This window comes from Caulobacter sp., assembly GCF_049283275.1.
In the GTDB taxonomy this organism is placed as follows: domain Bacteria; phylum Pseudomonadota; class Alphaproteobacteria; order Caulobacterales; family Caulobacteraceae; genus Caulobacter.
Map to the genome: position 1 here is coordinate 12,270 of NZ_JBAPVS010000148.1, position 22,800 is coordinate 35,069.

The following is a 22,800-nucleotide window of genomic DNA, read 5'->3' on the forward strand; positions in this document are numbered from 1 at the left end:
ACTAGTCCTCGTCGTCCTGATCGCGTTCCGACCGGACGGGATCGGTGACGAAGCGGGGCAGGGGGTTCCGGTTGGCCTGAGGCCGGCCGATGATGTTCCCCAGATCGGCCAGGTCCACGAAGTTGTCTGCCTGGCGGCGCAGGTCGTCGCTGGTCATCGGCGGCTGGCTCTTCATCGTCGAGACCACGGTGACGCGGCGGCCCTTGCGCTGCACGGCCTCGACCAGGGCGCGGAAGTCGCCGTCGCCCGAGAACAGCACCAGGTGGTCGACCGTCGCGGCCATCTCCAACATGTCGACGGCGATCTCGATGTCCATGTCGCCGCGCCAGCGCTTGCGGCCCTGGCTGTCGGTGAACTCGCGGGCGGGCTTGGTCACCAGGGTGAAGCCGTTGTAGTCCAGCCAGTCGACCAGCGGCCGGATCGGGGAATACTCCTCGTTCTCGGCGATGGCGGTGTAGTAATAGGCGCGCACCAGCACGCCGCGCTTGCGGAACTCGTCCAGCAGCTTGCGGTAGTCGATGTCCAAGCCAAGGGCCTTGGCGGCGGAAAAGAAATTGGCCCCGTCGATGAACAGCGCCAGGCGCTCGGTCGGGTAAAAGGTCACGTGGTCTGAAATCCTTGAAAAATCAGTTCGATCAAAATTGGCTGGATCAGGCGGTGGTGGTCGCCCTGGGCTGCAGCCTGCCCGGATCATACCCGAGTCGCGAGGCCCTGCTCGAGGCGGCGCTCATCGCCCTGGCCTCGGAAGGGCTGGAGATGGCGCGGCGCTCGACCTGGTGGACCTCGGCCGCCTGGCCCGACCCGACCGCGCCAGCCTATCTCAACGGCGTCGTGCTGGTCGAGACCGAGGCGTCGGCGAGTGAGGTCCTGGCGGCACTGCATCGCATCGAAACCCGCTTCGCCCGGGTGCGGGGCGAGGCCAACGCGCCGCGCACCCTGGACCTGGACCTGATCGCCCACGGCCGCGCGGTGCTGGACGGAGCGGTGGTCGTGCCCCATCCCCGCGCCCACGAGCGTCTGTTCGTGATGGGGCCGCTGGCGCAGATCGCGCCGGACTGGCGCCATCCGGTCGATGGGCGGACGGCCGTGGATATGGCCGCGACGGCGACCGTGGGAACGGACGCAGCGCCGCTGGCGGACATTGCCAAACTTTAATTCGCGCCCTGACCAAGCCGGTTCGATAGTCCGTGTCAAAACCTGCTGAGCGCCGCCGCGCTCGCGCCCTCTTGGGGACCATCCTGCATGACCTTCGCCCGTTCGCTGCTCGCCTGCGCCGCCGCCTGCGCGCTGCTCTCCGCCGCTCCCGCCTTCGCCGCCGACCTGAAGAGCGGGATCGACAAGTCCGCCTTCGACACGACCATCAAGCCCGGCGATGATTTTTGGACCTACGCCAACGGCACGGCGATCAAGGCCAATCCGATCCCGGCCGACCGCAGCAGCTACGGCGTCGGCGCCATCCTGGTCGAGCAGGCCGCCAAGCGCACGGTCGATCTGATCCAGACCGCCGCCAAGGACGCCGGTTCGGCAGACGCCAAGAAGGTCGGCGACTACTACGCCAGCTATATGGACGAGGCGGCCATCGAGAAGGCAGGCCTGGCGCCGATGCAGGCGGGGCTGGCGCGGATCGCGGCGATCAAGACCCGCACCGATCTGGCCACGGTGCTGGGCGGCAACGTCCGCGCCGACGTCGACGCCTTGAACGCCACCGACTTCTACACCGACAACGTCCTGGGCCTGTGGGCCTCGCCGGCGTTCGACGACACCAGCAAGTACGCGCCGTTCCTGCTGCAGGGCGGCCTGGGCATGCCCGACCGCGAATACTACCTGTCGGACAAGGCGGCGATGAAGACGGTCCGCGACAAGTACGTGGCCCACATCGCCAAGATCCTGACCCTGGGCGGCGTCGCCGACGCCGACGCCAAGGCGGCCAGGATCATGGCCCTGGAAACCAAGATCGCCCAGGCCTCGGGCAGCCGCGCGGACAGCGCCGACGTCCAGAAGGCCAACAACAGCTGGACCCAGGCCGACTTCGCGGCCAAGGCCCCGGGCCTGGACTGGAAGGCCTTCTTCACCGCCGCCGGCCTGGCCGCCCAGCCGCGCTTCATCGTCTGGCACCCGACCATGGTCGTCGGCCTGGGCAAGGTCGCCGCTGACGAGAGCGTCGACACCTGGAAGGACTATCTGACCTTCCATTACCTGGACCACTATTCGAATCTGCTGCCCAAGGCCTTCGTCGACGAGCGCTTCGCCTTCTATGGCAACGCCTTGTCGGGCACCCCGCAGCTGGCGGCCCGCTGGAAGCGCGGGGTCAACTCGACCAACGCCGTCCTGGGCGAGGTGGTCGGCAAGCTCTATGTCGACCAGTATTTCCCGGCCCGGTCCAAGGCCGAGGTCTCGGCCATGGTCGATAACATGAAGACCGCCTTCGTACGCCGCATCGACGGTCTGGACTGGATGGCGCCGGAGACCAAGGCCGAAGCCCGCCGCAAGGTCGAGGTGCTGAAGGTCGGCGTCGGCTATCCCGACAAGTGGCGCGACTATTCGGCGCTGGCGATCGTGCGCGGCGATCCGGTCGGCAATGTCCAGCGCTCGGAGAAGTTCGAGACCGCCTACTGGATCGGCCAGTTGGGCAAGCCGGTCGATCGCGGCCAGTGGGTGATGACGCCCCAGACGGTCAACGCCGTGAACCTGCCGATGCTGAACGGCCTGAACTTCCCGGCCGCCATCCTGCAGGCCCCGTATTTCGACGCCGATGCCGACGCGGCGGCCAATTACGGCGGCACGGGCGGCACGATCGGCCACGAGATCAGCCACAGCTTCGACGACCAGGGCGCGCAGTTCGACAGCCAGGGACGCCTGCGCAACTGGTGGACCCCGACCGACCTGGAGCACTTCCAGAAGGCGGGCGCGGCCCTCGCGGACCAGTTCGACGGCTACAAGCCGTTCCCCGACCTGGCCGTGAACGGCAAGCAGACGCTCTCGGAAAACATCGCCGACGTGGCCGGCCTGGCCGCGGCCCTGGACGCCTACCACGCCTCGCTGGGCGGCAAACCGGCCCCGGTGATCGACGGACTGACCGGCGATCAGCGGTTCTTCCTGGCCTACGCTCAGTCCTGGCGTGGCTACACGCGTCCGGAGGCCGAGCGCCAGCAACTGGTCACCGACGGCCATGCGCCCGACCAGTACCGCGCCGACACCGTGCGCAACCTGGACGCCTGGTACGCCGCCTTCGACATCAAGCCGGGCGATGCGCTCTACCTGCCGCCAGAAAAGCGCGTGAAGGTCTGGTAGGGGAGGTCTCCCACGGTCCCGGGCCTTGTCCCGGGGCAGCCCTTGCCTGAGAGCGTTTGATGGCCGCCATCGAGGTCAACCCCGCCCACGTCCAGGAATTCGTCGACGCCGACGCCTTCTACGACTGGCTGTCGCGCCACCACGACAAGCAGGGCGAGGTGTGGATCAAGATCCACAAGGTCGGCTCGGGCCTGCCCTCGATCACCGCCAAGCAGGCGATCGACGTGGTGCTGTGCTGGGGCTGGATCGACGCGGTGCGCAAGGGCTTCGACGACAAGAGCTTCCTGCAGCGCTACACCCCGCGCGGCAGGAAGAGCATCTGGAGCCAGATCAACGTCGACAACGTCGCGCGCCTGGTCGCCGAGGGGCGGATGACCCCGCACGGCCTGCGCGAGGTCGAGGCGGCCAAGGCCGACGGACGGTGGGACAAGGCCTACGGCAGCGGCAAGGGGATGAAGATCCCAGACGACCTGCAGGCGGCGATCGACGCCAGCCCCGAGGCCAAGGCGATGCTCGGGAAACTGTCCGAACAGAACCGTTTTGGCCTGGCTTTCCGCATGCACCACATGAAGACCGAGGCCGGCCGCAAGAAGAAGCTCGAGACTTTCGTCGCCATGTTGGAGCGTGGCCAGACCCTCCATCCGCAAAAGAAGCAGTAGGCGAGGGCGATCCGCGCGCCGTCCCGCTGGACTTCTCCGAGCGGACGCGGCATAAGCGCCCCCTCGCGAAAGCCGGGACTCTGCCAATGCGGCGTTGTGTAACGCCGCCTAAGACCCTATTTTGCGATCACTACGGCTCATAGCCCGAGGAATTCATGGCCCGCGTCACCGTCGAAGATTGCGTCGAGAAGGTTCCCAACCGCTTCGCTCTGGTCCTGCTGTCCGCCCATCGGGCGCGCGGCATCTCGGCCGGCGCCTCGCTGCTCGTCGATCGCGACAACGACAAGAACCCCGTCGTCGCCCTGCGCGAGATCGCCGACGACGTGGTCGATCACGAGGGCCTCAAGGAACAGCTGATCACCACGCTGCAACGCGTCGATGAGCACACCGAAGCCGAGGAAGAGGCCGAAACCCTCGCCCTGCTGGCCGATCCCACCCACATGCAGATGAGCGAACTCGAACTGGTTCGCGCCCTGCAGAGCGACCGCGACGGCGGTCAGGAGGAGCGGTACTGAGCCCGGACGGCGCAGACCCTCTCACTCTCGAAGCGGCGCCCGCCGCCGCTCCTTCCGAACGCGCGCCCGATGCTCCTCTTTCTCTCGAGGGAGCGCCGGGCGCGTCTTCGTCTCTGCCGGTCGCCAACGATGTAGCCCCGGCCCCGGCGACTAAGCCCCGCCAGAAAATCCTCCGCCAGTACGAGCTGATCGAGCGCGTCCACGCCTACGATCCGACCGCGGACGAGGCCCTGCTGAACCGGGCCTATGTCTACGCCATGCGCATGCACGGCTCGCAGACCCGGGCCAGCGGCGACCCCTATTACGCCCACCCGATCGAGGTGGCCGGCATCCTCACCGAATACCGGCTCGACACCGCGACGATCGTCACGGCGCTGCTGCATGACGTGATCGAGGACACCCCGGTCACCAAGGAAGAGATCTCCAAGCTGTTCGGCGAGGAAATCGCCGAGCTGGTCGAGGGCGTCACCAAGCTGTCCAAGCTGGAGCTCCAGACCGAGCACGCCCGTCAGGCCGAGAACCTGCGCAAGTTCATCCTGGCCATCTCCAAGGACGTCCGCGTCCTGCTGGTCAAGCTGGCCGACCGTCTGCACAACATGCGGACGCTGCATTTCATCAAGAGCCAGGCCAAGCGCGAGCGCATCGCCCGCGAGACGCGCGACATCTACGCGCCCCTGGCCCGCAACATCGGCTGCCACCGCATCTGCACCGAGCTGGAGGAGCTTTCCTTCGAGCACACCAATCCGGTGGCCCGCACCGCGATCATCCGCCGGCTCGACACCCTGCGCGCCGAGCAGGGCGGGGCGGTGGCCCTGGTCAGCCAGGAGATCGCGGCGCGTCTGGAGTCTTCGGGCCTGCCGGCCCGGGTGTTCGGTCGCGAGAAGTCGCCCTATTCGATCTGGCGCAAGCTGCAGCGCAAATCGATCGGCTTCTCGCAGATGTCCGACATCTACGCCTTCCGGGTGATCGTCGACAGCGAGGAGGATTGCTACCGCGCCCTCGGCGTCGTGCATCGCGCCTGGTCCAGCGTGCCCGATCGCTTCAAGGACTTCATCTCGACCCCCAAGCGCAACAACTACCGCTCGCTGCACACCACCGTGGTGGGGCCGCGCGGCATGCGCATCGAGATGCAGATCCGCACCGAGGCCATGGACCGGGTCAACGAAGACGGCGTGGCCGCCCACTTCCGCTACAAGGACGCCTCGTACGGCCTGGACCTGGAAGGCATGGAGGCGGCCGGGGGGCGCGATCCCCTGGCCAACCTGCGCCAGCTGGTCCAGGTGCTGGAGCACGGCGGCGACGCCGAGGAACTGGTCGAGCACGCCAAGCTCGAGATGTTCCTGGACCAGGTGTTCGTGTTCACCCCCAAGGGCAAGCTGGTCAGCCTGCCGCGTGGCGCGATGCCGTTGGATTTCGCCTATGCGGTCCACACCAGCGTCGGCGACACCTGCATCGGCGTGAAGATCAACGGCGAGCTCAAGCCGCTGCGCACCCTGCTCAACAACGGCGACGTGGTCGAGGTGGTCCGGGGCTCAAAGCCCGTGGTGCCGCCGGACTGGCGTTCGTTGACGGTGACCGGCCGGGCCCGCTCGGCCATCCGCCGCCATATCCGCCAGACCGAGAAGGAAGAGTTCCTGCGCCTGGGCCGGGCCTCGGTGGAGCAGGTGTTCGAACGGGCCGGCAAGAAGCTGAAGGACGTGTCGCTGCGGCCGATCCTGGAGCGCTTCGCCCTGGAGACCGAGGAAGGCCTGTTCGACGCCGTCGGCCGCGGCCGCGTGCTGCCCGGCCAGGTGCTGGAGACGGCCTTCCCGGGCATGAAGGACGCGGTGATGGCCGTGGCCACGGCGCGGCGCAAGATCGAAGGCGGCACGGCTGCGCGGCTCTATGTGCGCGGCGGCGGCCTGACCCCGGGCGTGTCGCTGCACTTCGCCCACTGCTGCAGTCCCGTGCCGGGCGACCGGATCGTCGGCATCCTGCGCGAGGACGGGGCCAAAAACGAAGATGGGGGCCTGGACGTCCACACCATCGACTGCCCGAAGCTGGCCGAATACGAGGATCGCGAGGACCTCTGGCGCGATCTGAACTGGACGGCCGAGGCCGAGCGCGAGACCGTCTCCCTGGCCCGCCTGCACGCCACCATCGGCAACGCGCCCGGGGTGCTGGGCCAGGTCTGCACGATCATCGGCGAGGCCGGCGGCAACATCGTCAACCTGCGCATGCACCACCGCCAGAGCGACTTCTTCGACGTCGATATCGACATGGAAGTCCGCGACGCCAAGCACCTGACCAACATCTCGGCTGCGCTGCGGACCTGCCCGACCGTCGAGACCGTGGACCGGACGCGGGGGTAGCCCGCGAGGTCGGGGTTTTCGAACGTCTGCTATGACCCCAATCCGACGTCCGCTCAGGGGCGTTGGCGGACGTCTCAGCCCGTGGCTTCGTGGCGCTCCACGCTCGCCTGGCGCAGGATGTGCGACAACTCTTCGACCGAATAGGGCTTTTGCAGCAGCGGGAAGCCGTGATGGGCGTCGGTGGCCAGCACGTGGCTGTAGCCGCTGGTCAGCACCACCTGCACGCCGGGCCAGCGCCCGTTGATGATGCGCGCCAGCTCGACCCCGCCGATCCCGGGCATGACCACGTCGCTGAACACGATGTCGAAGGTGGCCTCGGCCTCGAGCCGCGCGAGCGCCTCCACCGCGTTGGTCGCCAGCTCGGTGCGATAGCCCAGGTCCTGCAGCAGCTGGGTGGCGAATTCACCGATCGCCGCATTGTCCTCGACGACCAGAATACGCCCCTCGTGACGGGTGCGCGCGGGCGTGGGGGAAAGCCTGGCCTGGGTCTCGACCCGCCGGGTCCGAGGCAAATACAGGGTGAAGGTCGAGCCGTGCCCGAGACGGCTTTCCACCGCCACGTCGCCGCCGGACTGCTTGGCGAAACCGTAGACTTGGCTCAGGCCAAGACCGGTGCCGCGGCCGACCTCCTTGGTGGTGAAGAAGGGTTCGAAGATCCGGGCCAGATCGCCCTGCGAAATGCCGCCGCCGCGGTCGATCACCGAGACGGTGGCGAAATCGCCCTGGCTGGCCGCGTGGCCGCGAACGGCGGGAATCGCGCCGGTCGCGTCGATGCGGATGGCCAGCGCGCCTTCGCCGTCCATGGCGTCGCGCGCATTGACCGCCAGGTTGATCAGGGCCGTTTCGAACTGGTTGATGTCGGACTCCACGAAGCAGTCCTCGCACAGGATCGTGACGTCCAGCTGGATGCGGGCGCCCAGGATCGAGCGCAGCATGTCGCTCAGGGTCTCGACCTTGGTGGCGAGGTTGAAATGCTCGGGCTTCAGGGCTTGGCGACGCGAGAACGCCAAAAGCTGGCTGGTCAGCTTGGCGGCGCGGTCGGCCGTGTCGGAGATGGCGTCGATATAGCGGCGTCGCCGGTCGGCCGGCAGGTCGCGGCTGCGCAGCAGGTCGGCCGACGAGCGGATGACGGTCAGCAGATTGTTGAAGTCGTGGGCCACGCCGCCGGTCAGTTGGCCGATGGCCTCCATCTTCTGGGCTTGGCGCAGGGCCTCCTCGGTCCGTTTCAGCGCTTCGGCCTGCTGCTTTTCCTCGGTGATGTCACGCCCGTACCCGTAGACCAGCCCGTCCTCGAAGGCGGTGTTCCACGAGATCCAGCGGACACCGCCGTCCAGCGTTAGATAGCGGTTCTCGAAACCGGTGACCTGTGGGCCCTGCAAGATCTCGCGGTGCGTCTGGCGGGTGACCGGCCAATCGGCGGGATCGACGAAGTCCTCCATCGGCCGGCCGATCACGTCCTCGACGCGGTGGCCGAGGATCCGGGTCCAGGCCGGGCTCACCGATTGGAAGGCGCCGACCGCATCGACCACCACCATCAGGTCGCGGGCGTTGGTCCAGATCCGGTCCGACCGGCGTCGTTCCTCCTCGACGCTGCGAGCCTGGGCGAGGGAGCCGGCCGCCCTGTCGGCGACCAACGTCGCCAAATCCAGCAAGCCTTCGTCATCGCGACGGTGCGGATTGAGGCCCAGCACCAGGATCGCCGCCGGGTCGCCATGCAGGCCCGGGATCGGGATCACCAGGCTTTCAGTCGGCGGGATCGACCACGCCCCGGTGGGATAGGGGCCCTTCGGCAGGACGTGCTTGCGCAGCCCCGCGTGGGTGGTCTCCAGCGGCCAGGTTCGTTGCAGCAGCTCGCGACCTTCCTCGGTCGCCGAGCAACCGACCAGCCCGCCCAGGGGATCGCGGACATAGGCCAGCGAAAAGGGGAAGTCCTCGGTGTTGGCCGCCAGGGCGTCGCACAGGCCCTGCAGCACCGCATCCCGGGTGACCGCACCGATCAGGCACTCGCCCAGGCGGCGCACGGTCTCCAGCCGCCGCTCGCTGATCACCCGCTCGGTCTCCTCGGTGACCACGCACATCAGGCCCCTGATGTCGCCCTGATCGCGCAGCGGACTATAGGAGAAGGTGTGATAGGTCTCTTCGGGATAGCCGTTGCGTTCGAGCAGCAGCTGCAGGGCCTTGTTCCAGGTTGGAACGCCCTGCTGCATCACCGAATGGACCTGCGGTTCGACGTCCTCATAGACCTCGCGCCACACCTCCTGGAACGGCCGGCCCAGGGACGCCGGGTGCTTGGTTCCCAGGGTGGGGATGTAGGCGTCGTTGTAGAAGAAGCGCAGATCCTCGCCCCAGCCCAGCCACATCTCGAAGCGGGACGTCAGCATCATGGCCAGCGGCGTCTTCAGGCCGGTCGGCCAGGCGTCGGGCGGGCCGAGCGGCGTGGCGGCCCAATCGGTTTCGCGCATGCGGCGCGCCATCTCGCTGTCGCCCGGGAAGACCTGGGCGAGCGTCTGGCTCATGTCGAGCGGCCTGCGATTCACGAGTTTTCCAGCGGACAGATGAACAGCTTAACTAGAACGCAGCCTGTCTGAAAAGGCTCCGGGCTTAGGCGCGCACGACCGCGTGCAGGGCCTTGAGGGTCTTCAGCAGCCCCGCCGCGTCGCTCAGCGGCAGGCAGCTGGGGCCGTCGCACAGGGCCTTGTCGGGCTCGGGGTGGAACTCCAGGAACACCCCGTCCGCGCCCGCCGCCACGGCGGCCTTGGCGATGATCGGCACGCCCTCGCGGCGACCGCCGGTCGAGCCGCCGGCCGTGCGAGGATCGGCGCCCGGCAGCTGGACGGCGTGGGTGGCGTCGATGGTCACCGGCACGCCCAGGCTCTGCATCTGCGCGATGCCCAGCATGTCGACGACCAGATTGTTGTAGCCGAACGAGGCGCCGCGTTCGCACAGGACGATCTGCAGGTCCGGGGCGGCCTCGCGGGCCTTGTGGACGATGTTCTTGCAATCCCAGGGGGCGATGAACTGGGCCTTCTTGACGTGCAGCCAACCGCCTTGGGCCGCGGTGGCGCGCGAGGCGGCGACGATCAGGTCGGTCTGGCGGCACAGGAAGGCGGGGATCTGCACCAGGTCGGCGACGGCGGCCACCGGCTGCGCCTGGTCGACCTCGTGGATGTCGGTGGCGATCGGCACGTCCAGCTTGGCCTTGATCTCGGCCAGCATGGAGAGGCCCTCCTTCAGGCCGGGGCCGCGATAGCTGGTGATCGACGAGCGGTTGGCCTTGTCGAAGCTGGCCTTGAACACATAGGGCAGGCCCAGCTCGGCGGTGATCGCCTTCAGCTCGCGCCCGACCTCCAGGGCCAGCTCCAGGTTCTCCAGCACGTTCAGGCCGGCGATCACGGCCAGCGGCTGGCCGGCGCCCATCGACAGGTTCCAGCGCTTCAGGGTGACGACGGACATCCAGGATATTCCTTAAAAGGCGGTGGCGCGCTTATGCCCTAAGCGCCGTGACCGCGTCGAGGGTCGCGGCCGTCAGGGGCGAGGGCAGGGCGTCGAGCGCGAACCAGCCCCAATCGGCCAGGGCCTGCGGTTCCTGGATCGCCGGTTCGCCCACGCAGCCGTCGGCGCGATAGGTCACCGCCACCCAGTGGCTGTCGTGCCCGATCATGTCGGTGACGCACAGCACGGGGCCGGCGACGATGGTGATCCCCAGTTCCTCGAGGATCTCGCGCTCGGCGCAGGTGCGGCCGCTCTCGCCCCAGTCCAGCTTGCCGCCGGGCTGGCCCCAGTGGCCGGCCTCGGGCTGGCGCTTGCGCTGGACCAACAGGATGCGGCCCTGGCCGTCGAGGATCGCCGCGCCGCAGCCTATGCGGGGGCGGGGAGGGTTTGATTCTACGGTGCTCATGACGGCGAAATAGCATGGGGCGTGGACGGGGGCACACCCTCGCGGCAAAGCGTGGAAAAGTCCGGCTCTGTTTGTGGGACGCGTGCGTGTCCCCTGTTTGTAGACTCGCCGCCAGCCGCTATATCCCCCTCTCATGACCAACGACGACGTCCTCGACGAATTCCGCGCCGCCGGCGCCCTGCGCGAAGGCCACTTCGTGCTGTCCTCCGGCCTGCACAGCCCCGTCTTCCTGCAGAAGAACCTGGTGTTCATGCGGCCCGAGCGCTGCGCGCGCCTCTGCAAGGCCCTGGCCGAAAAGATCGTGGCCACCGTCGGCCAGCCCGATGTGGCCGTCTCGCCGGCCGTGGGCGGGATCATCCCCGGCTACGAGACCGCCCGCTGGCTGAACGTCGCCTCGATCTATGTCGAGCGCGAGGGCGGCGGCTTCAAGTTCCGTCGCGGCTTCCACCTGGAGCCCGGCCAGAAGGTCGTGATGGTGGAAGACATCGTCACCACCGGCCTGTCGTCGCGCGAGTGCATCGAGGCCATCCAGGCGGCCGGCGGCGACGTGATCGCCGCGGCCTGCATCGTCGACCGCTCGGGCGGCAAGGTCGATGTCGGCGTGCCGCTGGTGTCGCTGTGCAGCCTGGAGGTCCCGGCCTATCCCGCCGACGCCCTGCCGCCTGAACTGGCCGCCATCCCGATCGAGGATCCGGGCAGCCGGCGCCTGAGGGGCTGACCGGCATGCTGCGGCTCGGCGTCAACATCGACCACGTGGCCACGATCCGCAACGCGCGCGGGTCCAGCTATCCCGAGCCGGTGCGCGCCGCCGAGCTGGCCCTGGCGGCCGGCGCCGACGGCATCACCGCCCACCTGCGCGAGGACCGCCGCCACATCGGCGACGCCGACATCGCCTTGCTGACCGACCTGTGCCGCAAGCGCGGCAAGCCGCTGAACTTCGAGATGGCGGTCACCGACGAGATGGTCGCCATCGCCTTGCAGGCCAGGCCGCACGCCGCCTGCCTGGTGCCCGAGCGCCGCGAGGAGGTCACCACCGAGGGCGGCCTGGACGTGGTGCGCGGCAGGGTCCGTATCGTCGAGGCTGTCGCCCGCCTGCGCACGGTCGGGGCGCGGGTCTCGCTGTTCATCGAGGCCGATCCCGCCCAGATCCAGGCCTCGGCCGACGCCGGCGCCCAGGTGGTAGAGCTGCACACCGGCGCCTATTGCGACGCCGCTCGCGAAGGCCACGCCGACCGCGCCGCCGCCATCCTTCAAAGGCTGAAGACCGGGGCGGAATTCGCCGCCGGCCTGGGTCTGGAGGTCCACGCCGGCCACGGCATCGACTACGCCACGGTCAAGCCGATCGCCGCCATCCCGCAGATCGCCGAACTCAACATCGGCCATTTCCTGATCGGCGAGGCGATCTTCGTGGGTCTGCCCCAGGCCATGCAGCGGATGCGGGCCCTGATGGACGCGGCCCGCCTGGAAGTGGTCGCATGATCATCGGGATCGGCTCGGACCTGTGCGACATCCGCCGGATCGAGAAGTCCCTCGAGCGTTTCGGCGACCGGTTCACCAACAAGGTCTTCACCGAGATCGAACGCAAACGGTCGGAGCGCAAGCCCGACCGCGCCTCCAGCTACGCCAAGCGCTTCGCCGCCAAGGAGGCCTGCTCCAAGGCCCTGGGCACGGGGTTGAAGGGCGGCGTGCATCTGGCGGGCATGGGGGTGGTCAACCTGCCGTCCGGCAAGCCGACCATGACCCTGACCGGCGGCGCGGCCGAGCGGCTCGCATCGATGATTCCCGAGGGCATGACGCCGGTGATCCACCTGTCCCTGACCGACGACCATCCCTACGCCCAGGCCTTCGTGATCATCGAGGCGGTGCCCCGGGCCTAATCCTTCTCCCCCTTGCGGGAGAAGGTGTCGGCGAAGCCGACGGATGAGGGGTCTCTCAAACGTTGGCTTGTGCACGATTCCACCGCCGTCGCGGCTTAGAGGCCTTTCGACCCCTCATCCGACCTCCTTCGGAGGCCACCTTCTCCCGCAAGGGGAGAAGGACTTGAGTGCGGCCTCCACCTTGCACCCTCGAGCCCAAGGCGCCCGAAACGGCGCCGTTCTGGGACGGGGGACACGGATGGCTATCTGCAACGATTTCGAGGCGAGACCTGCGTCAAAAGCGCGTCGTGCGTCCGGGCTTATGCCCTGGCAGCAAAAGCCGTTCGCCTGGTTGCTGGTCGGCTGGGGCTTTGTGGCCCTGGTGTTGACGGCCCTCTTCGCCACAATTTAGGCCCGGATCAGGCGGTCAAGCTGGCGCTAGGGCGGCGTCATCTCGTCCCCGCCATGAAGACGAGTTAACGGGCGCGATGCTTGCTCCCGTCGTAAACCCCGTCTAGCTAGGCGCGTCGGGTTCGCCCGCCGCCCATCCGCCGAGAGCTCCACACCGCATGACCGAAGCCGCCGAAACCGAAAAGCCCGACGACAAGGCCGGAGCGGTCAAGGAGTTCATCGAGATCGTCAAGACGGTCGCCTACGCCCTGGGCATCGCCCTGGTGCTGCGGGTGCTGCTGTTCCAGCCGTTCACGATCCCGTCGGCCTCGATGGAGCCCAACCTCTACCAGGGCGACTACATCATCGTTTCGAAGTTCAGCTACGGCTGGTCCAAGCACTCGATCCCGTTCAGCCCGCCGCTGTTCAACGGACGAATCCTGGCCAAGGAGCCCCGCCGCGGCGACATCATCGTCTTCAAGCTGCCGCGCGATCCGAACGTCGACTACATCAAGCGCCTGATCGGCCTGCCCGGCGACAAGATCCAGGTGCGCGGCGGCGTGGTCTACATCAACGGCAAGGCCTTGCCGCGCAAGGAAATGCCCTCGGCCCTGGTGGACACCGGCTACGGCACCGTGCGCGCCGGCCGCTTCGAGGAGACCAATCCCGAAGGCCGCCGCTACGCCACCCAGGACTATGGTCCCGACAGCGAGGCCGACAACACCGGCGTCTACGTCGTGCCGACCGGCTGCTACTTCTTCATGGGCGACAACCGCGACAACTCGCTGGACAGCCGCTTCGACCCCGGCGTCTCGGCCTTCAAGACCGGCTCCGGCACGTGCAAGTGGGACTACGCCAACGACCAGTATATCGGCATGCAGGAAGGCGTCGGCTTCGTGCCCGCCGAGAATCTGGTGGGCCGCGCCCAGCTGATCCTGCTGTCGTGGAACGCCGACGCCCACCTGTTCAAACCGTGGACCTGGTTCCTGGATGCTCGTCCGAGCCGCTTCTTCCGCGTCCTGAAGTAGTCATGGCCGCGAAATCCTCGTCCTTCGACAAGCTCAAGATGAGGATTTCGAATGCGCCCACAGTAGCCCTCATCCTGAGCTTGTCGAAGGACGAGGGCGGACCAGAGCCTTTTGATGACGACCTTGGATAGACGGGCGGCCGCGGTCGCGGATCTTGAGCGCCGGATCGGTCACACGTTCCAGGACCGCAAGCTGCTGGAGCTGGCCCTGACGCACGCCAGCGTCGGGGACGGCGCCAAGAAAGCCGGCGACAACGAGGTGCTGGAGTTCATCGGCGACCGCGTGCTGGGCCTGCTGGCCGCCGAGGCCCTGGCCGAACGCTTCCCCAAGGCCAAGGAAGGCGAACTGGCCCCGCGCCTTAACGCCCTGGTCAGCCGCGAGACCTGCGCCCGCGTTTCCCGCGCCGCCAATGTGGGGCCCGCCCTGCGCCTGTCGGCCTCATCCAGCAAGATCGGCGGCCGCGAGACCGACTCGATCCTGGCCGGCGCCGCCGAGGCGCTGATGGCGGCGCTTTACCGTGACGGCGGTCTGGAGACGGCCCGCCGCGTCTTCCTCGACCTGTGGGCCGACGAGTTCGACAAGGCCGGCGAGGGCAAGCCGCGCGATCCCAAGACCGCGCTGCAGGAATGGGCCCAAGGCCAGGGCAAGCCGCTGCCGACCTACGCCGTCAAGGACCGCAAGGGGCCTGACCACGCGCCGGTGTTCACGGTGCAGGTCACGGTGGTCGGCCTGGACCCGGTGTTCGCCGAAGGACGCTCGCGCCAGGAGGCCGAGAAGGCCGCGGCCAAGGCGCTGCTGGAGCGGGAAGGCGCAGGGATCTAGGCGGCGAACACTTGCCCCCTACGGGTCGCTTCGCGACCGTCTTCCCCCACAGGGGGAAGAGGAGCCGCGCTTTCGTCCTCCGCCCCCTGTGGGGGCGGACAGACCGCGCAGCGGTCAGGTGGGGGCAAGTGTTAGCCCCCGAGCCCCATCGGTGCTACACGCACGCCCAATGACTGAAAACACCTCCCAAGAGCCTTCGGGCCAGCCCACCCGCGCCGGCTTCGCCGCCATCATCGGCGCCCCGAACGCCGGCAAGTCCACCCTGGTCAACCGCATGGTCGGGGCCAAGGTCTCGATCGTCACCCAGAAGGTCCAGACGACGCGCTTTCCCGTGCGCGGCGTGGCCATGATCGGCCGGACCCAGATCATCCTGGTCGACACCCCCGGCATCTTCACTCCGCGCCGCCGCCTGGACCGCGCCATGGTCCGTTCCGCCTGGAGCGGCGCAGAGGACAGCGAAGTCGTCGTCCATCTGGTCGATGTCCAGGCCGAGCTGGCCTCGCGCGAGCGCCGCGCCTCGGCCGGCGAGCATCGCTCGGTGCAGGACGTCCAGACCATCATCGAGGGCCTGAAGGCCGCCAATCGCCAGGTGATCCTGGCGCTGAACAAGATTGACGGCGTCAAGCGCGAGACCCTGCTGGCCGTCGCCCACGATCTGTACGAAACCGGCGTCTATTCGGAGGTCTTCATGATCAGCGCCGGCACCGGCGCGGGCGTCGACGACCTGACCGCCAAGCTGGCCTCGCTGATGCCGGAGGGGCCCTGGCTCTATCCGGAAGACCAGACCGCCGACCTGCCGGCCCGCCTGCTGGCCGCCGAGATCACCCGCGAGAAGATCTATCTGCGCGTCCACGAGGAGCTGCCCTACGCGGCTTCGGTCGAGACCACCGCCTTTGAGGAGCGCGCCGACGGCAGCGCCCGCATCGAGCAGACCATCTATGTCGAACGCGACGGCCAGCGGGCCATCGTGCTGGGCAAGGGCGGCGAGGTGATCAAGTGGATCGGCAAGACCTCGCGCGAGGAGCTGGAAGAGATCCTGGATCGCAAGATCCACCTGTTCCTGCACGTGAAGGTCAAGGAAAACTGGGCCGAGGAACGCGGCCTGTTCAACGACATGGGCCTGGATTTCGACGTCTAGCCGCCGGCCTGAGCCAGCTTCTCGGCGCGCGCTCTGTCAGCCAAGCGTCGGCGATAGATAGCCGCGTTGCGGCTGTGCCTGTTGAAGGCGACCATGTCGTCGGGGCCGTTGAACCACATGTCGCGGCCCTGAACCTCGGTCAGGCCGTGATCCAGCACGGCGATGCCGCCCTCGACCTCGTCGAATAGGGTCTGTTCGATCTCGAAGTCCCGCTCGGCGCCCTGGCTTCGACCTTGGGCCCGCTGGTCGTAGGCGGCCAGGCTGGTCTTGGCGACATCGGGCGAGATCTTGCGGGCGACGATCCCCTGCAGGAAAGCCGCGCGGTCACGGGCTTCGCGATCGGCATAGGCCAGGTGATAGTCCTTGGACGCCTGGCGGACCACGGCGATCCGAGCCTTGGCCTGCTTGCGCGCCGCGGCCGTGGCCAGGGCGCTGGGATCCAGCGTCAGGTCGCCGGCGGCGGCGCTCAGCGCCTTGTGCAGAGCCGCCCTGGCTTGGGCGTCTTCCGCCTTTCGTGCGGCGTCGGCCTTCAGCGTGTCGGCCTGCAGGCCTCTGACATCGCCGGCCTTGAACAGGTCGACCTGCTGGCGGGCCAGGGGGGTGAGGATCAGGATGGCGAACACCACGCCCAGCAAGGTGTTGAAGTGCAGCGGCCCACGCTCGCCGTTCTTCCAGCGCACGAAGCCGAAATAGAGCAGGCACCAGACCGCCAGGGCGATGATGACGGTCGGGACCAGGCTGTGATTGAAGATCCGCCACAGGGCCGAACCCATCGGGACGTCCAGGGCCAGGCGCGGCGCGCGCAGGGCGTAGCAGCCGGCGCCGGCCCCCGCCACGACGATCGCCAAGACGAAGGCCGGCCAGGTCGTCGGGACGGGCGGCTTTTCACGCCGCGGTTTGGAGCGTGTGGCTTTCGTGGACGGCGTATCGGTCATCTTTCCCCCTGGCGCGCGACGCCGCTTCCGCAGGATTTGCTAGCAGCCTCGTGTGCGTCGCACAATCCGAAGCGGCCTCGCGGGCGATCCGCGCGGCGGGCTTGACTTCGCCGCCGACACCCTGCCTTTGGACCGTGAACAGACAGGGAATATCGTCGCCTGTGAGCAAGATCGAAACTGCTTTCGCGCCGGCCTCGCCCAGCGCCCCGACCACTGTGGACCTGGACGCCTATTTCGCTCGCATCGGCTATGACGGTCCGCGCCAGCCGACCCTGGCGGTGCTGCGCGCGATCCACCAGAAACATCCCGACGCGATTCCCTTCGAGAATGTCGATGTGCTGCTGGGCAGGCCGATCAGTCTGGATCCGGCCGACATCGACGCCAAGCTGATCGCGGCCGGGCGAGGGGGCTACTGCTACGAGCAGAACGGCCTGCTCAAGCGCGTGCTGACGGCGCTGGGCTTCGAGGTCACGGGTCTGATGGCGCGGGTGCTGTGGATGGTCCCCGCCGATGTTCCGCCCCGGCCGCGTTCGCACATGGTGCTGGGCGTGCGCGTTCCCGGCGACGACACGGTGTGGCTGGCCGATGTCGGCTTCGGCGGCTGCGTGCTGACCGGGCCGCTGCGGCTGTTTTCCGACGAGGTGCAGGCCACCCCTAACGGCGACTTCCGCATCCTGCCGATGGCCGAACTGGGCGGCGAGCGCCAGGTGCAGGCCGATCTGTCGGGCAAGTGGGCGGCGACCTATCAGGTGGCGCTCGGCCCGTGGGGCGACCAGGACTATGAGCAGGTCAATTTCTACACCTACAGCCATCCCAGCTCGCACTTCACCTGGAGCCTGACGGCTGGTCGCACCACCCCGGACGCGCGCTACGCGATGAAGAACAACCGCCTGACCCACCGCGACGCCGACGGCGCCCTGGTCGAGCAGCGCGACCTGTCGGCGGACGAGCTGGAGGCGACCCTGCGCGACGTCATCGGCCTGCCGGTCGAACCCGCGTGGCGGCCGCTGATCGAGAAGATCGTCGGCTGGGGGACCCCCGCCTAGATGGAATGGCCCCTCTGATGGAATGGCCCCTCTGATGGAATGGGAAGACGAGGCCTTCGTGCTGTCGGCGCGCGTGCACGGCGAGACCGGGGCGATCGTCGAGCTGCTGACCCAGGACCGGGGCAAGTTCGCCGCCCACGTCTCGGGCGCGGCCTCGCGGCGGATGAAGCCGTTCCTGCAGGCCGGGGCCAAGGTCATCGCCCGCTATAGGGCCCGGATGAGCGACCAGCTGGGCGCGGCGACCCTGGAGCCGATGGGCGAGGGGCCTTCGTCGCTGTTCGATGAGCCGCTGGCCTTGTCGGGCCTGTCAGCCGCGGCCGCCGTCGCCGCCGGCGCCTTGCCCGAGCGCGAGGCCCATCCCGGCGCCTTCCATGCCCTGGAGGCCCTGATCGCCGCCCTGGCCATCCCGGAGATCTGGCCGGCGGTCTATGTGCGGTTCGAGGCCGGGCTGCTGCAGGACCTGGGGTTCGGCCTGGACCTGTCCAAGTGCGCCGCCACCGGCTCGTTGGACGACCTGATCTATATCAGCCCGCGCACGGGCCGGGCGGTCAGCCGCGAGGCCGGAGCGCCCTATCACGACAAGCTTCTGCCCCTGCCGCCGTTCATGCTGTCGGCCCAGGGCGGGCTGGTCGAGGGCGACGTCAAGGCGGGCCTGGACATCACCGGCCACTTTCTCGAGCAGTTCGTGTTCCATCCGCTGAACAGGCCGCTGCCGCCGGCCCGGGTGTGGCTGCTGGACCGGCTGGGCGAGGCGGGGCGGCTTTAGCGAGCAGGCCGAACGAACCGTCACAAAGCGTGGCTATCGGGACTCAAAGTCTGGAGTCCGTCCATGTCCGTCGTCCTCGACCGCTACGCCCTGAACCGTCGCCGTCTGCTCAAGTCCTTCGGGGCCAGCGCGGTCACCGCCCTGTCGATCCCGCTGATCACCGGCCAGGCCTTCGCCCAGGCGGTGTTCGCGCAGTATCCATTCCAGCTGGGCGTGGCCTCGGGCGACCCGTGGCCGGACGGCTTCGTGATCTGGACCCGTCTGGCGCCCGAGCCGTTCGAGATCGGCTACGGCATGCCGACGGCCCCGGTGGCCGTGGACTGGGAAGTGGCGGCTGATCGCGGCTTCAAGACCGTGGTCGCCAAGGGAACCGCCGTGGCGACGCCGGAGCTGGGTCACTCGGTCCACGTCGAAGTCGCGGGCCTCGAGGCCGGCCGTGACTACTGGTACCGCTTCATGGCCGGCAAGGAGCGCAGCCTGACGGGCAGGGCTCGCACCGCTCCGGCGGCCGGCGCCGCCCTGGACCGAGCGCGCTTCGCCGTCGTCGGCTGCCAGTACTACGAGGCCGGCTACTACACGGCCTATCGCAAGATGGCCCAGGACGCGCCGGACTTCGTCTTCCACTACGGCGACTACATCTACGAAGGGCGCGGCAACCGGACCTCGAACGGCCCGGACGGTCCGCGCGAGAATGTCCGCCAGCACTTCGGCGGCGAGATCTACGCCCTGGACGACTATCGCCGCCGTTACGCCCAGTACAAGATGGACACCGACCTGCAGGCGGCCCACGCCGCCGCCCCGTGGTTCGTGGTCTGGGACGATCACGAGACCGACAACAACTGGGTCGGCGACATCGATCAGGACGGCACCGATCCCAAGATCTTCAACCTGCGCCGCGAGGCGGCCGTCCAAGCCTATTACGAAAACATGCCTCTGCGGGCCTCGTCGTTCCCGGTCGGGACGTCGATCCAGATCTATCGCCGCGCCGCCTGGGGGCGGCTGCTGGAGTTGAACCTGCTGGACACCCGCCAGTTCCGCACCGACCAGCCGTGCGGCGACAAACGGGTGGTCTGCTCCACCCTCGAACGCCCCGACGCCGAGGTGCTGGGTGCGAAGCAGGAGAAGTGGCTGGTCGACGGCCTGACCGCCTCTAAGGCGACCTGGAACGTCCTGGCCCAGCAGGTGATGATGATGGACCTGGATCGCGCGCCCGGTCCGGACGTGGTGGTCAATCCCGACAGCTGGGGCGGCTACCGCACGCCGCGCAATCGCCTGCTCAAGCAGATCCGCGACCGCAAGATCGCCAACACCGTGGTCCTGACCGGCGACGAGCACCAGAACTTCGCCGGCGAGCTCTTCCTGGACGGCGCCCATCCGGACGCCCGGCCGATCGCCACCGAGTTCGTCACCACCTCGATCTCGTCGGGTGGCGACGGCGTCGACCAGACCCCGGACTTCGCCGCGATCCAGGCCGCCAACCCGCAACTGAAGTTCAATAACAGTCAGCGCGGCTATGCGATCTGCGACGTGACTGACAAGCGCTGGGTCACCGAGTTCAAGGTGCTGGACGCCATCACCCGCCGCGACGGCGTGCTGACCACGCGCAAGAAACTCGCGATCGAGGCCGGCGATCCGCGTCTGGTCGAGGTTTGAGTCCACGAAGGGGGAACAAAAGGCGTTCAAGGGAGGATTTGCCGTGCGGGATTGGCTAATGTGGCCATTCACGCGTAACGAATCTCCCCAATGAACAAACCAGTCCTCCCCCCTGGCGGTCCCGGCGACGGCGATCGCATCCTCGATGAACCGCTGAGCGAGGCGCTTTCCAAGCGCTACCTGGCCTATGCGCTGTCGACGATCGGCTCGCGGGCCCTGCCCGACGTGCGCGATGGCTTGAAGCCCGTTCACCGTCGCGTGCTGCACGCGATGAACAACATGCGCCTCAACCCCGAAGGCGCCGCGCGCAAGTGCGCCAAGGTGGTCGGCGAGGTGATGGGCAACTTCCACCCGCACGGCGACCAGTCGATCTACGACGCCCTGGTCCGCCTGGCCCAGGACTTCGCCCAGCGGGTGCCGCTGGTCGACGGCCAGGGCAATTTCGGCAACATCGACGGCGATAACCCCGCCGCCATGCGCTACACCGAGTGCAAGATGACCGCCGCGGCCATGCTGCTGCTGGACGGCATCGACGAGGACGCGGTCGACTTCAAGCCGTCCTATGACGGCCAGGACGAGGAGCCGGTGGTCCTGCCGTCGGGCTTCCCGAACCTGCTGGCCAACGGCTCGTCGGGCATCGCCGTGGGCATGGCCACCTCGATCCCGCCGCACAACCCGGCCGAGCTGATCGACGCCTGCCTGCTGCTGCTGTCCAAGCCCGAGGCGACGACCGCCGAGATCCTCGAACGCGTGCCGGGTCCGGACTTCCCGACCGGCGGCGTGATCGTCGAAGGCCGCGAGAGTCTGCTGGAGACCTACGAGACCGGCCGTGGCGGCGTACGCACCCGCGCCAAGTGGGAGAAGGAAGACACCGGCCGCGGCACCTATCAGATCGTCGTCACCGAGATCCCGTATCAGGTGAAGAAGTCCGACCTGGTCGAGCAGCTGGCCGATCTGATCGACAGCAAGAAGGCCGCCCTGCTGGGCGACGTGCGCGACGAGAGCGCCGAGGACATCCGCCTGGTCCTTGAGCCCAAGTCCAAGAACGTCGAGCCCGAAGTGCTGATGGAGAGCCTGTTCAAGCTCTCGGCGCTGGAAAGCCGCTTCCCGGTCAACATCAACGTGCTGGACGCGCGCGGCACGCCCGGGGTGATGGGCATCAAGCAGGCGCTGATCGCCTTCCTGGCCCACCGCCGCGACGTGCTGACCCGCCGGGCCCGCCATCGCCTGGCCAAGATCGAAGCCCGCCTGCACATCTTGGACGGCCTGCTGATCGCCTACCTCAATCTGGATGAGGTGATCCGCATCGTCCGCTACGAGGACGAGCCCAAGCAGAAGCTGATGGCCGCCTTCGCGCTGTCGGACATCCAGGCCGACGCCATCCTCAACACCCGCCTGCGCCAGTTGGCCAAGCTGGAGGAGATGGAGATCCGCCGCGAGCACGCCGAACTGGTGGAAGAGCGCGACGGCATCATGGGCATGTTGGCCAGCGACAAGAAGCAGTGGGACCTGGTCGGCACGGGCCTGCGCCAGGTGCGCGCCACGCTGATCAAGATCAAGCACCCGCACGACAAGCCGCGCCCGACCGGCGTGATCGGCCGCTCGATCTTCGCCGACGCGCCGATCGTCGACGCCGACGCGGCCCTGGAGGCGATGATCGTCCGCGAGCCGATCACCGTCATCCTGTCGGACCGCGGCTGGATTCGCGCCGCCAAGGGCAAGATCGACGACCCGTCCGAGCTGAAGTTCAAGGAAGGCGACAAGCTGGGCTTCCTGGCCCCGGCCGAGACCACCGACAAGCTGCTGCTGTTCACCAGCGACGGCCGGTTCTTCACGATCAGCTGCAACAACCTGCCGTCGGCCCGTGGCCATGGCGAGCCCGTGCGGATGATGATCGAGCTCGATGACAAGGTGAAGATCATCGACATGTTCCCGTTCAAGGCCGGGCGCAAACGCTTCCTGGCCTCGAAGCAGGGCTACGGGTTCCTGATGCCGGAAGAAGAGGCCATCGCCAACCGCAAGGCCGGCAAGCAGGTGCTGACGGTCGACGCGGCCGGCGCGGCCTTCTGCCTGGAGGCGGTGGGCGACCAGATCGCGGTGATTGGCGACAACGGCAAGATCCTGATCTTCCCGCTGGAGGAGCTGCCCGAGATGCCGCGCGGCAAGGGCGTCAAGCTGCAGGCCTATCGCGAGGGCGGTCTGCGCGACGCGATCTCGTTCAACACCGACGGCGGCGCCTTCTGGATCGACACGGCCGGCCGTCGCCGCGACTGGGTCGAGTGGAAGGACTGGATCGGCAAGCGCGCCGGGGCCGGCAAGCTGTCGCCCAAGGGCTTCCCGACGTCCAAGCGGTTCCGGCCGAAATAGGATGGGCTTGGTCCGATCCCAGGGGCGCAATGTGCTGCGCAAGACCGCGGGCGCCCTGGCGGCGCTGCTCGGCCTCACCGCGGTC

General features: G+C 68.1%; 20 protein-coding genes and 3 pseudogenes. 16 read left to right on the plus strand and 7 right to left on the minus strand.

Annotated elements, in window-relative coordinates:
• Position 1 precedes the first annotated feature (1 nt).
• The gene (locus WAL33_RS07855) at positions 2-604 is read right to left on the minus strand and encodes an NYN domain-containing protein (RefSeq protein ID WP_422180156.1); all 603 of its coding nucleotides are present in this window, start codon (positions 602-604) and stop codon (positions 2-4) included.
• A 14-nt stretch (positions 605-618) separates the two neighbouring features.
• Between WAL33_RS07855 and folK the strand changes: the two genes are divergently transcribed.
• The 5 genes from folK to WAL33_RS07880 all read left to right on the plus strand — a co-directional run bounded on the left by folK (position 619) and on the right by WAL33_RS07880 (position 6,816).
• On the plus strand, positions 619-1,155 hold the full coding sequence (folK, locus tag WAL33_RS07860) for a 2-amino-4-hydroxy-6-hydroxymethyldihydropteridine diphosphokinase (RefSeq protein ID WP_422180158.1): 537 nt from the start codon (positions 619-621) through the stop codon (positions 1,153-1,155).
• An 87-nt stretch (positions 1,156-1,242) separates the two neighbouring features.
• Positions 1,243-3,291, plus strand: a complete 2,049-nt coding sequence (locus tag WAL33_RS07865; RefSeq protein WP_422180160.1) for a M13 family metallopeptidase — start codon at positions 1,243-1,245, stop codon at positions 3,289-3,291.
• A gap of 59 nt (positions 3,292-3,350) precedes the next feature.
• Positions 3,351-3,950 carry a YdeI/OmpD-associated family protein gene (locus WAL33_RS07870; protein WP_422180162.1) on the plus strand — a complete coding sequence of 200 codons (600 nt, stop codon included), beginning with the start codon at positions 3,351-3,353 and terminating at the stop codon, positions 3,948-3,950.
• Between the two features lie 155 nt (positions 3,951-4,105).
• The gene (gene rpoZ / locus WAL33_RS07875) at positions 4,106-4,465 is read left to right on the plus strand and encodes a DNA-directed RNA polymerase subunit omega (RefSeq protein ID WP_007671240.1); all 360 of its coding nucleotides are present in this window, start codon (positions 4,106-4,108) and stop codon (positions 4,463-4,465) included.
• Between the two features lie 113 nt (positions 4,466-4,578).
• Entirely contained in the window at positions 4,579-6,816 is a 2,238-nt protein-coding gene (locus WAL33_RS07880; RefSeq protein WP_422180191.1) for a RelA/SpoT family protein, read from the plus strand.
• Positions 6,817-6,890: 74 nt separating this feature from the next.
• Here the strand turns inward: WAL33_RS07880 and WAL33_RS07885 are convergent, their stop codons facing one another.
• The 5 genes and pseudogenes from WAL33_RS07885 to WAL33_RS07905 all read right to left on the minus strand — a co-directional run bounded on the left by WAL33_RS07885 (position 6,891) and on the right by WAL33_RS07905 (position 10,714).
• On the minus strand, positions 6,891-7,955 hold the full coding sequence (locus WAL33_RS07885) for an ATP-binding protein (protein WP_422180193.1): 1,065 nt from the start codon (positions 7,953-7,955) through the stop codon (positions 6,891-6,893).
• Positions 7,940-8,042 (minus strand): annotated as a pseudogene (locus WAL33_RS07890) (hypothetical protein); the annotation flags it as partial. The gene WAL33_RS07885 and the pseudogene WAL33_RS07890, both read right to left, overlap by 16 nt.
• Before the next feature lie 60 nt (positions 8,043-8,102).
• Positions 8,103-9,332, minus strand: a pseudogene (locus WAL33_RS07895) (PAS domain S-box protein); the annotation flags it as partial.
• Positions 9,333-9,417: 85 nt separating this feature from the next.
• A complete protein-coding gene (kdsA, locus tag WAL33_RS07900; protein WP_422180165.1) occupies positions 9,418-10,269 on the minus strand; it encodes a 3-deoxy-8-phosphooctulonate synthase in 852 nt (283 codons plus the stop codon).
• Positions 10,270-10,300: 31 nt separating this feature from the next.
• On the minus strand, positions 10,301-10,714 hold the full coding sequence (locus WAL33_RS07905) for an NUDIX domain-containing protein (protein WP_422180167.1): 414 nt from the start codon (positions 10,712-10,714) through the stop codon (positions 10,301-10,303).
• Positions 10,715-10,847: 133 nt separating this feature from the next.
• Here WAL33_RS07905 and pyrE point away from each other — a divergent pair, with 133 nt between their 5' ends.
• The 7 genes and pseudogenes from pyrE to era all read left to right on the plus strand — a co-directional run bounded on the left by pyrE (position 10,848) and on the right by era (position 15,948).
• A complete protein-coding gene (pyrE, locus tag WAL33_RS07910; protein WP_422180169.1) occupies positions 10,848-11,432 on the plus strand; it encodes an orotate phosphoribosyltransferase in 585 nt (194 codons plus the stop codon).
• A 5-nt stretch (positions 11,433-11,437) separates the two neighbouring features.
• Complete coding sequence (locus WAL33_RS07915) at positions 11,438-12,193, plus strand: pyridoxine 5'-phosphate synthase (RefSeq protein WP_422180171.1); 756 nt, start codon at positions 11,438-11,440, stop codon at positions 12,191-12,193.
• Positions 12,190-12,591 carry a holo-ACP synthase gene (gene acpS, locus WAL33_RS07920; RefSeq protein WP_422180173.1) on the plus strand — a complete coding sequence of 134 codons (402 nt, stop codon included), beginning with the start codon at positions 12,190-12,192 and terminating at the stop codon, positions 12,589-12,591. Before WAL33_RS07915 ends, acpS begins: the two co-directional genes overlap by 4 nt.
• 548 nt (positions 12,592-13,139) lie before the next feature.
• Complete coding sequence (gene lepB / locus WAL33_RS07925) at positions 13,140-13,988, plus strand: signal peptidase I (RefSeq protein ID WP_422180175.1); 849 nt, start codon at positions 13,140-13,142, stop codon at positions 13,986-13,988.
• 13 nt (positions 13,989-14,001) lie between these two features.
• Positions 14,002-14,088: pseudogene (locus tag WAL33_RS07930) on the plus strand (hypothetical protein); the annotation flags it as partial.
• Between the two features lie 23 nt (positions 14,089-14,111).
• Positions 14,112-14,810, plus strand: a complete 699-nt coding sequence (gene rnc, locus WAL33_RS07935) for a ribonuclease III (RefSeq protein WP_422180195.1) — start codon at positions 14,112-14,114, stop codon at positions 14,808-14,810.
• Between the two features lie 169 nt (positions 14,811-14,979).
• Positions 14,980-15,948: a GTPase Era gene (gene era, locus WAL33_RS07940; protein ID WP_422180177.1), complete on the plus strand. Its 969-nt coding sequence runs from the start codon at positions 14,980-14,982 to the stop codon at positions 15,946-15,948.
• On the opposite strand, the gene WAL33_RS07945 is transcribed toward era, so the two are convergent.
• Complete coding sequence (locus tag WAL33_RS07945) at positions 15,945-16,883, minus strand: hypothetical protein (protein ID WP_422180179.1); 939 nt, start codon at positions 16,881-16,883, stop codon at positions 15,945-15,947. The two genes, era and WAL33_RS07945, sit on opposite strands and share 4 nt — an antisense overlap.
• A 161-nt stretch (positions 16,884-17,044) precedes the next feature.
• Between WAL33_RS07945 and WAL33_RS07950 the strand changes: the two genes are divergently transcribed.
• The 4 genes from WAL33_RS07950 to parC all read left to right on the plus strand — a co-directional run bounded on the left by WAL33_RS07950 (position 17,045) and on the right by parC (position 22,715).
• A complete protein-coding gene (locus WAL33_RS07950) occupies positions 17,045-17,929 on the plus strand; it encodes an arylamine N-acetyltransferase family protein (protein ID WP_422180181.1) in 885 nt (294 codons plus the stop codon).
• 34 nt (positions 17,930-17,963) lie between these two features.
• Positions 17,964-18,695, plus strand: a complete 732-nt coding sequence (recO, locus tag WAL33_RS07955) for a DNA repair protein RecO (RefSeq protein WP_422180183.1) — start codon at positions 17,964-17,966, stop codon at positions 18,693-18,695.
• A gap of 63 nt (positions 18,696-18,758) precedes the next feature.
• On the plus strand, positions 18,759-20,348 hold the full coding sequence (locus WAL33_RS07960) for an alkaline phosphatase D family protein (RefSeq protein WP_422180185.1): 1,590 nt from the start codon (positions 18,759-18,761) through the stop codon (positions 20,346-20,348).
• A gap of 90 nt (positions 20,349-20,438) precedes the next feature.
• The gene (gene parC / locus WAL33_RS07965; RefSeq protein ID WP_422180187.1) at positions 20,439-22,715 is read left to right on the plus strand and encodes a DNA topoisomerase IV subunit A; all 2,277 of its coding nucleotides are present in this window, start codon (positions 20,439-20,441) and stop codon (positions 22,713-22,715) included.
• Positions 22,716-22,800 lie beyond the last annotated feature (85 nt).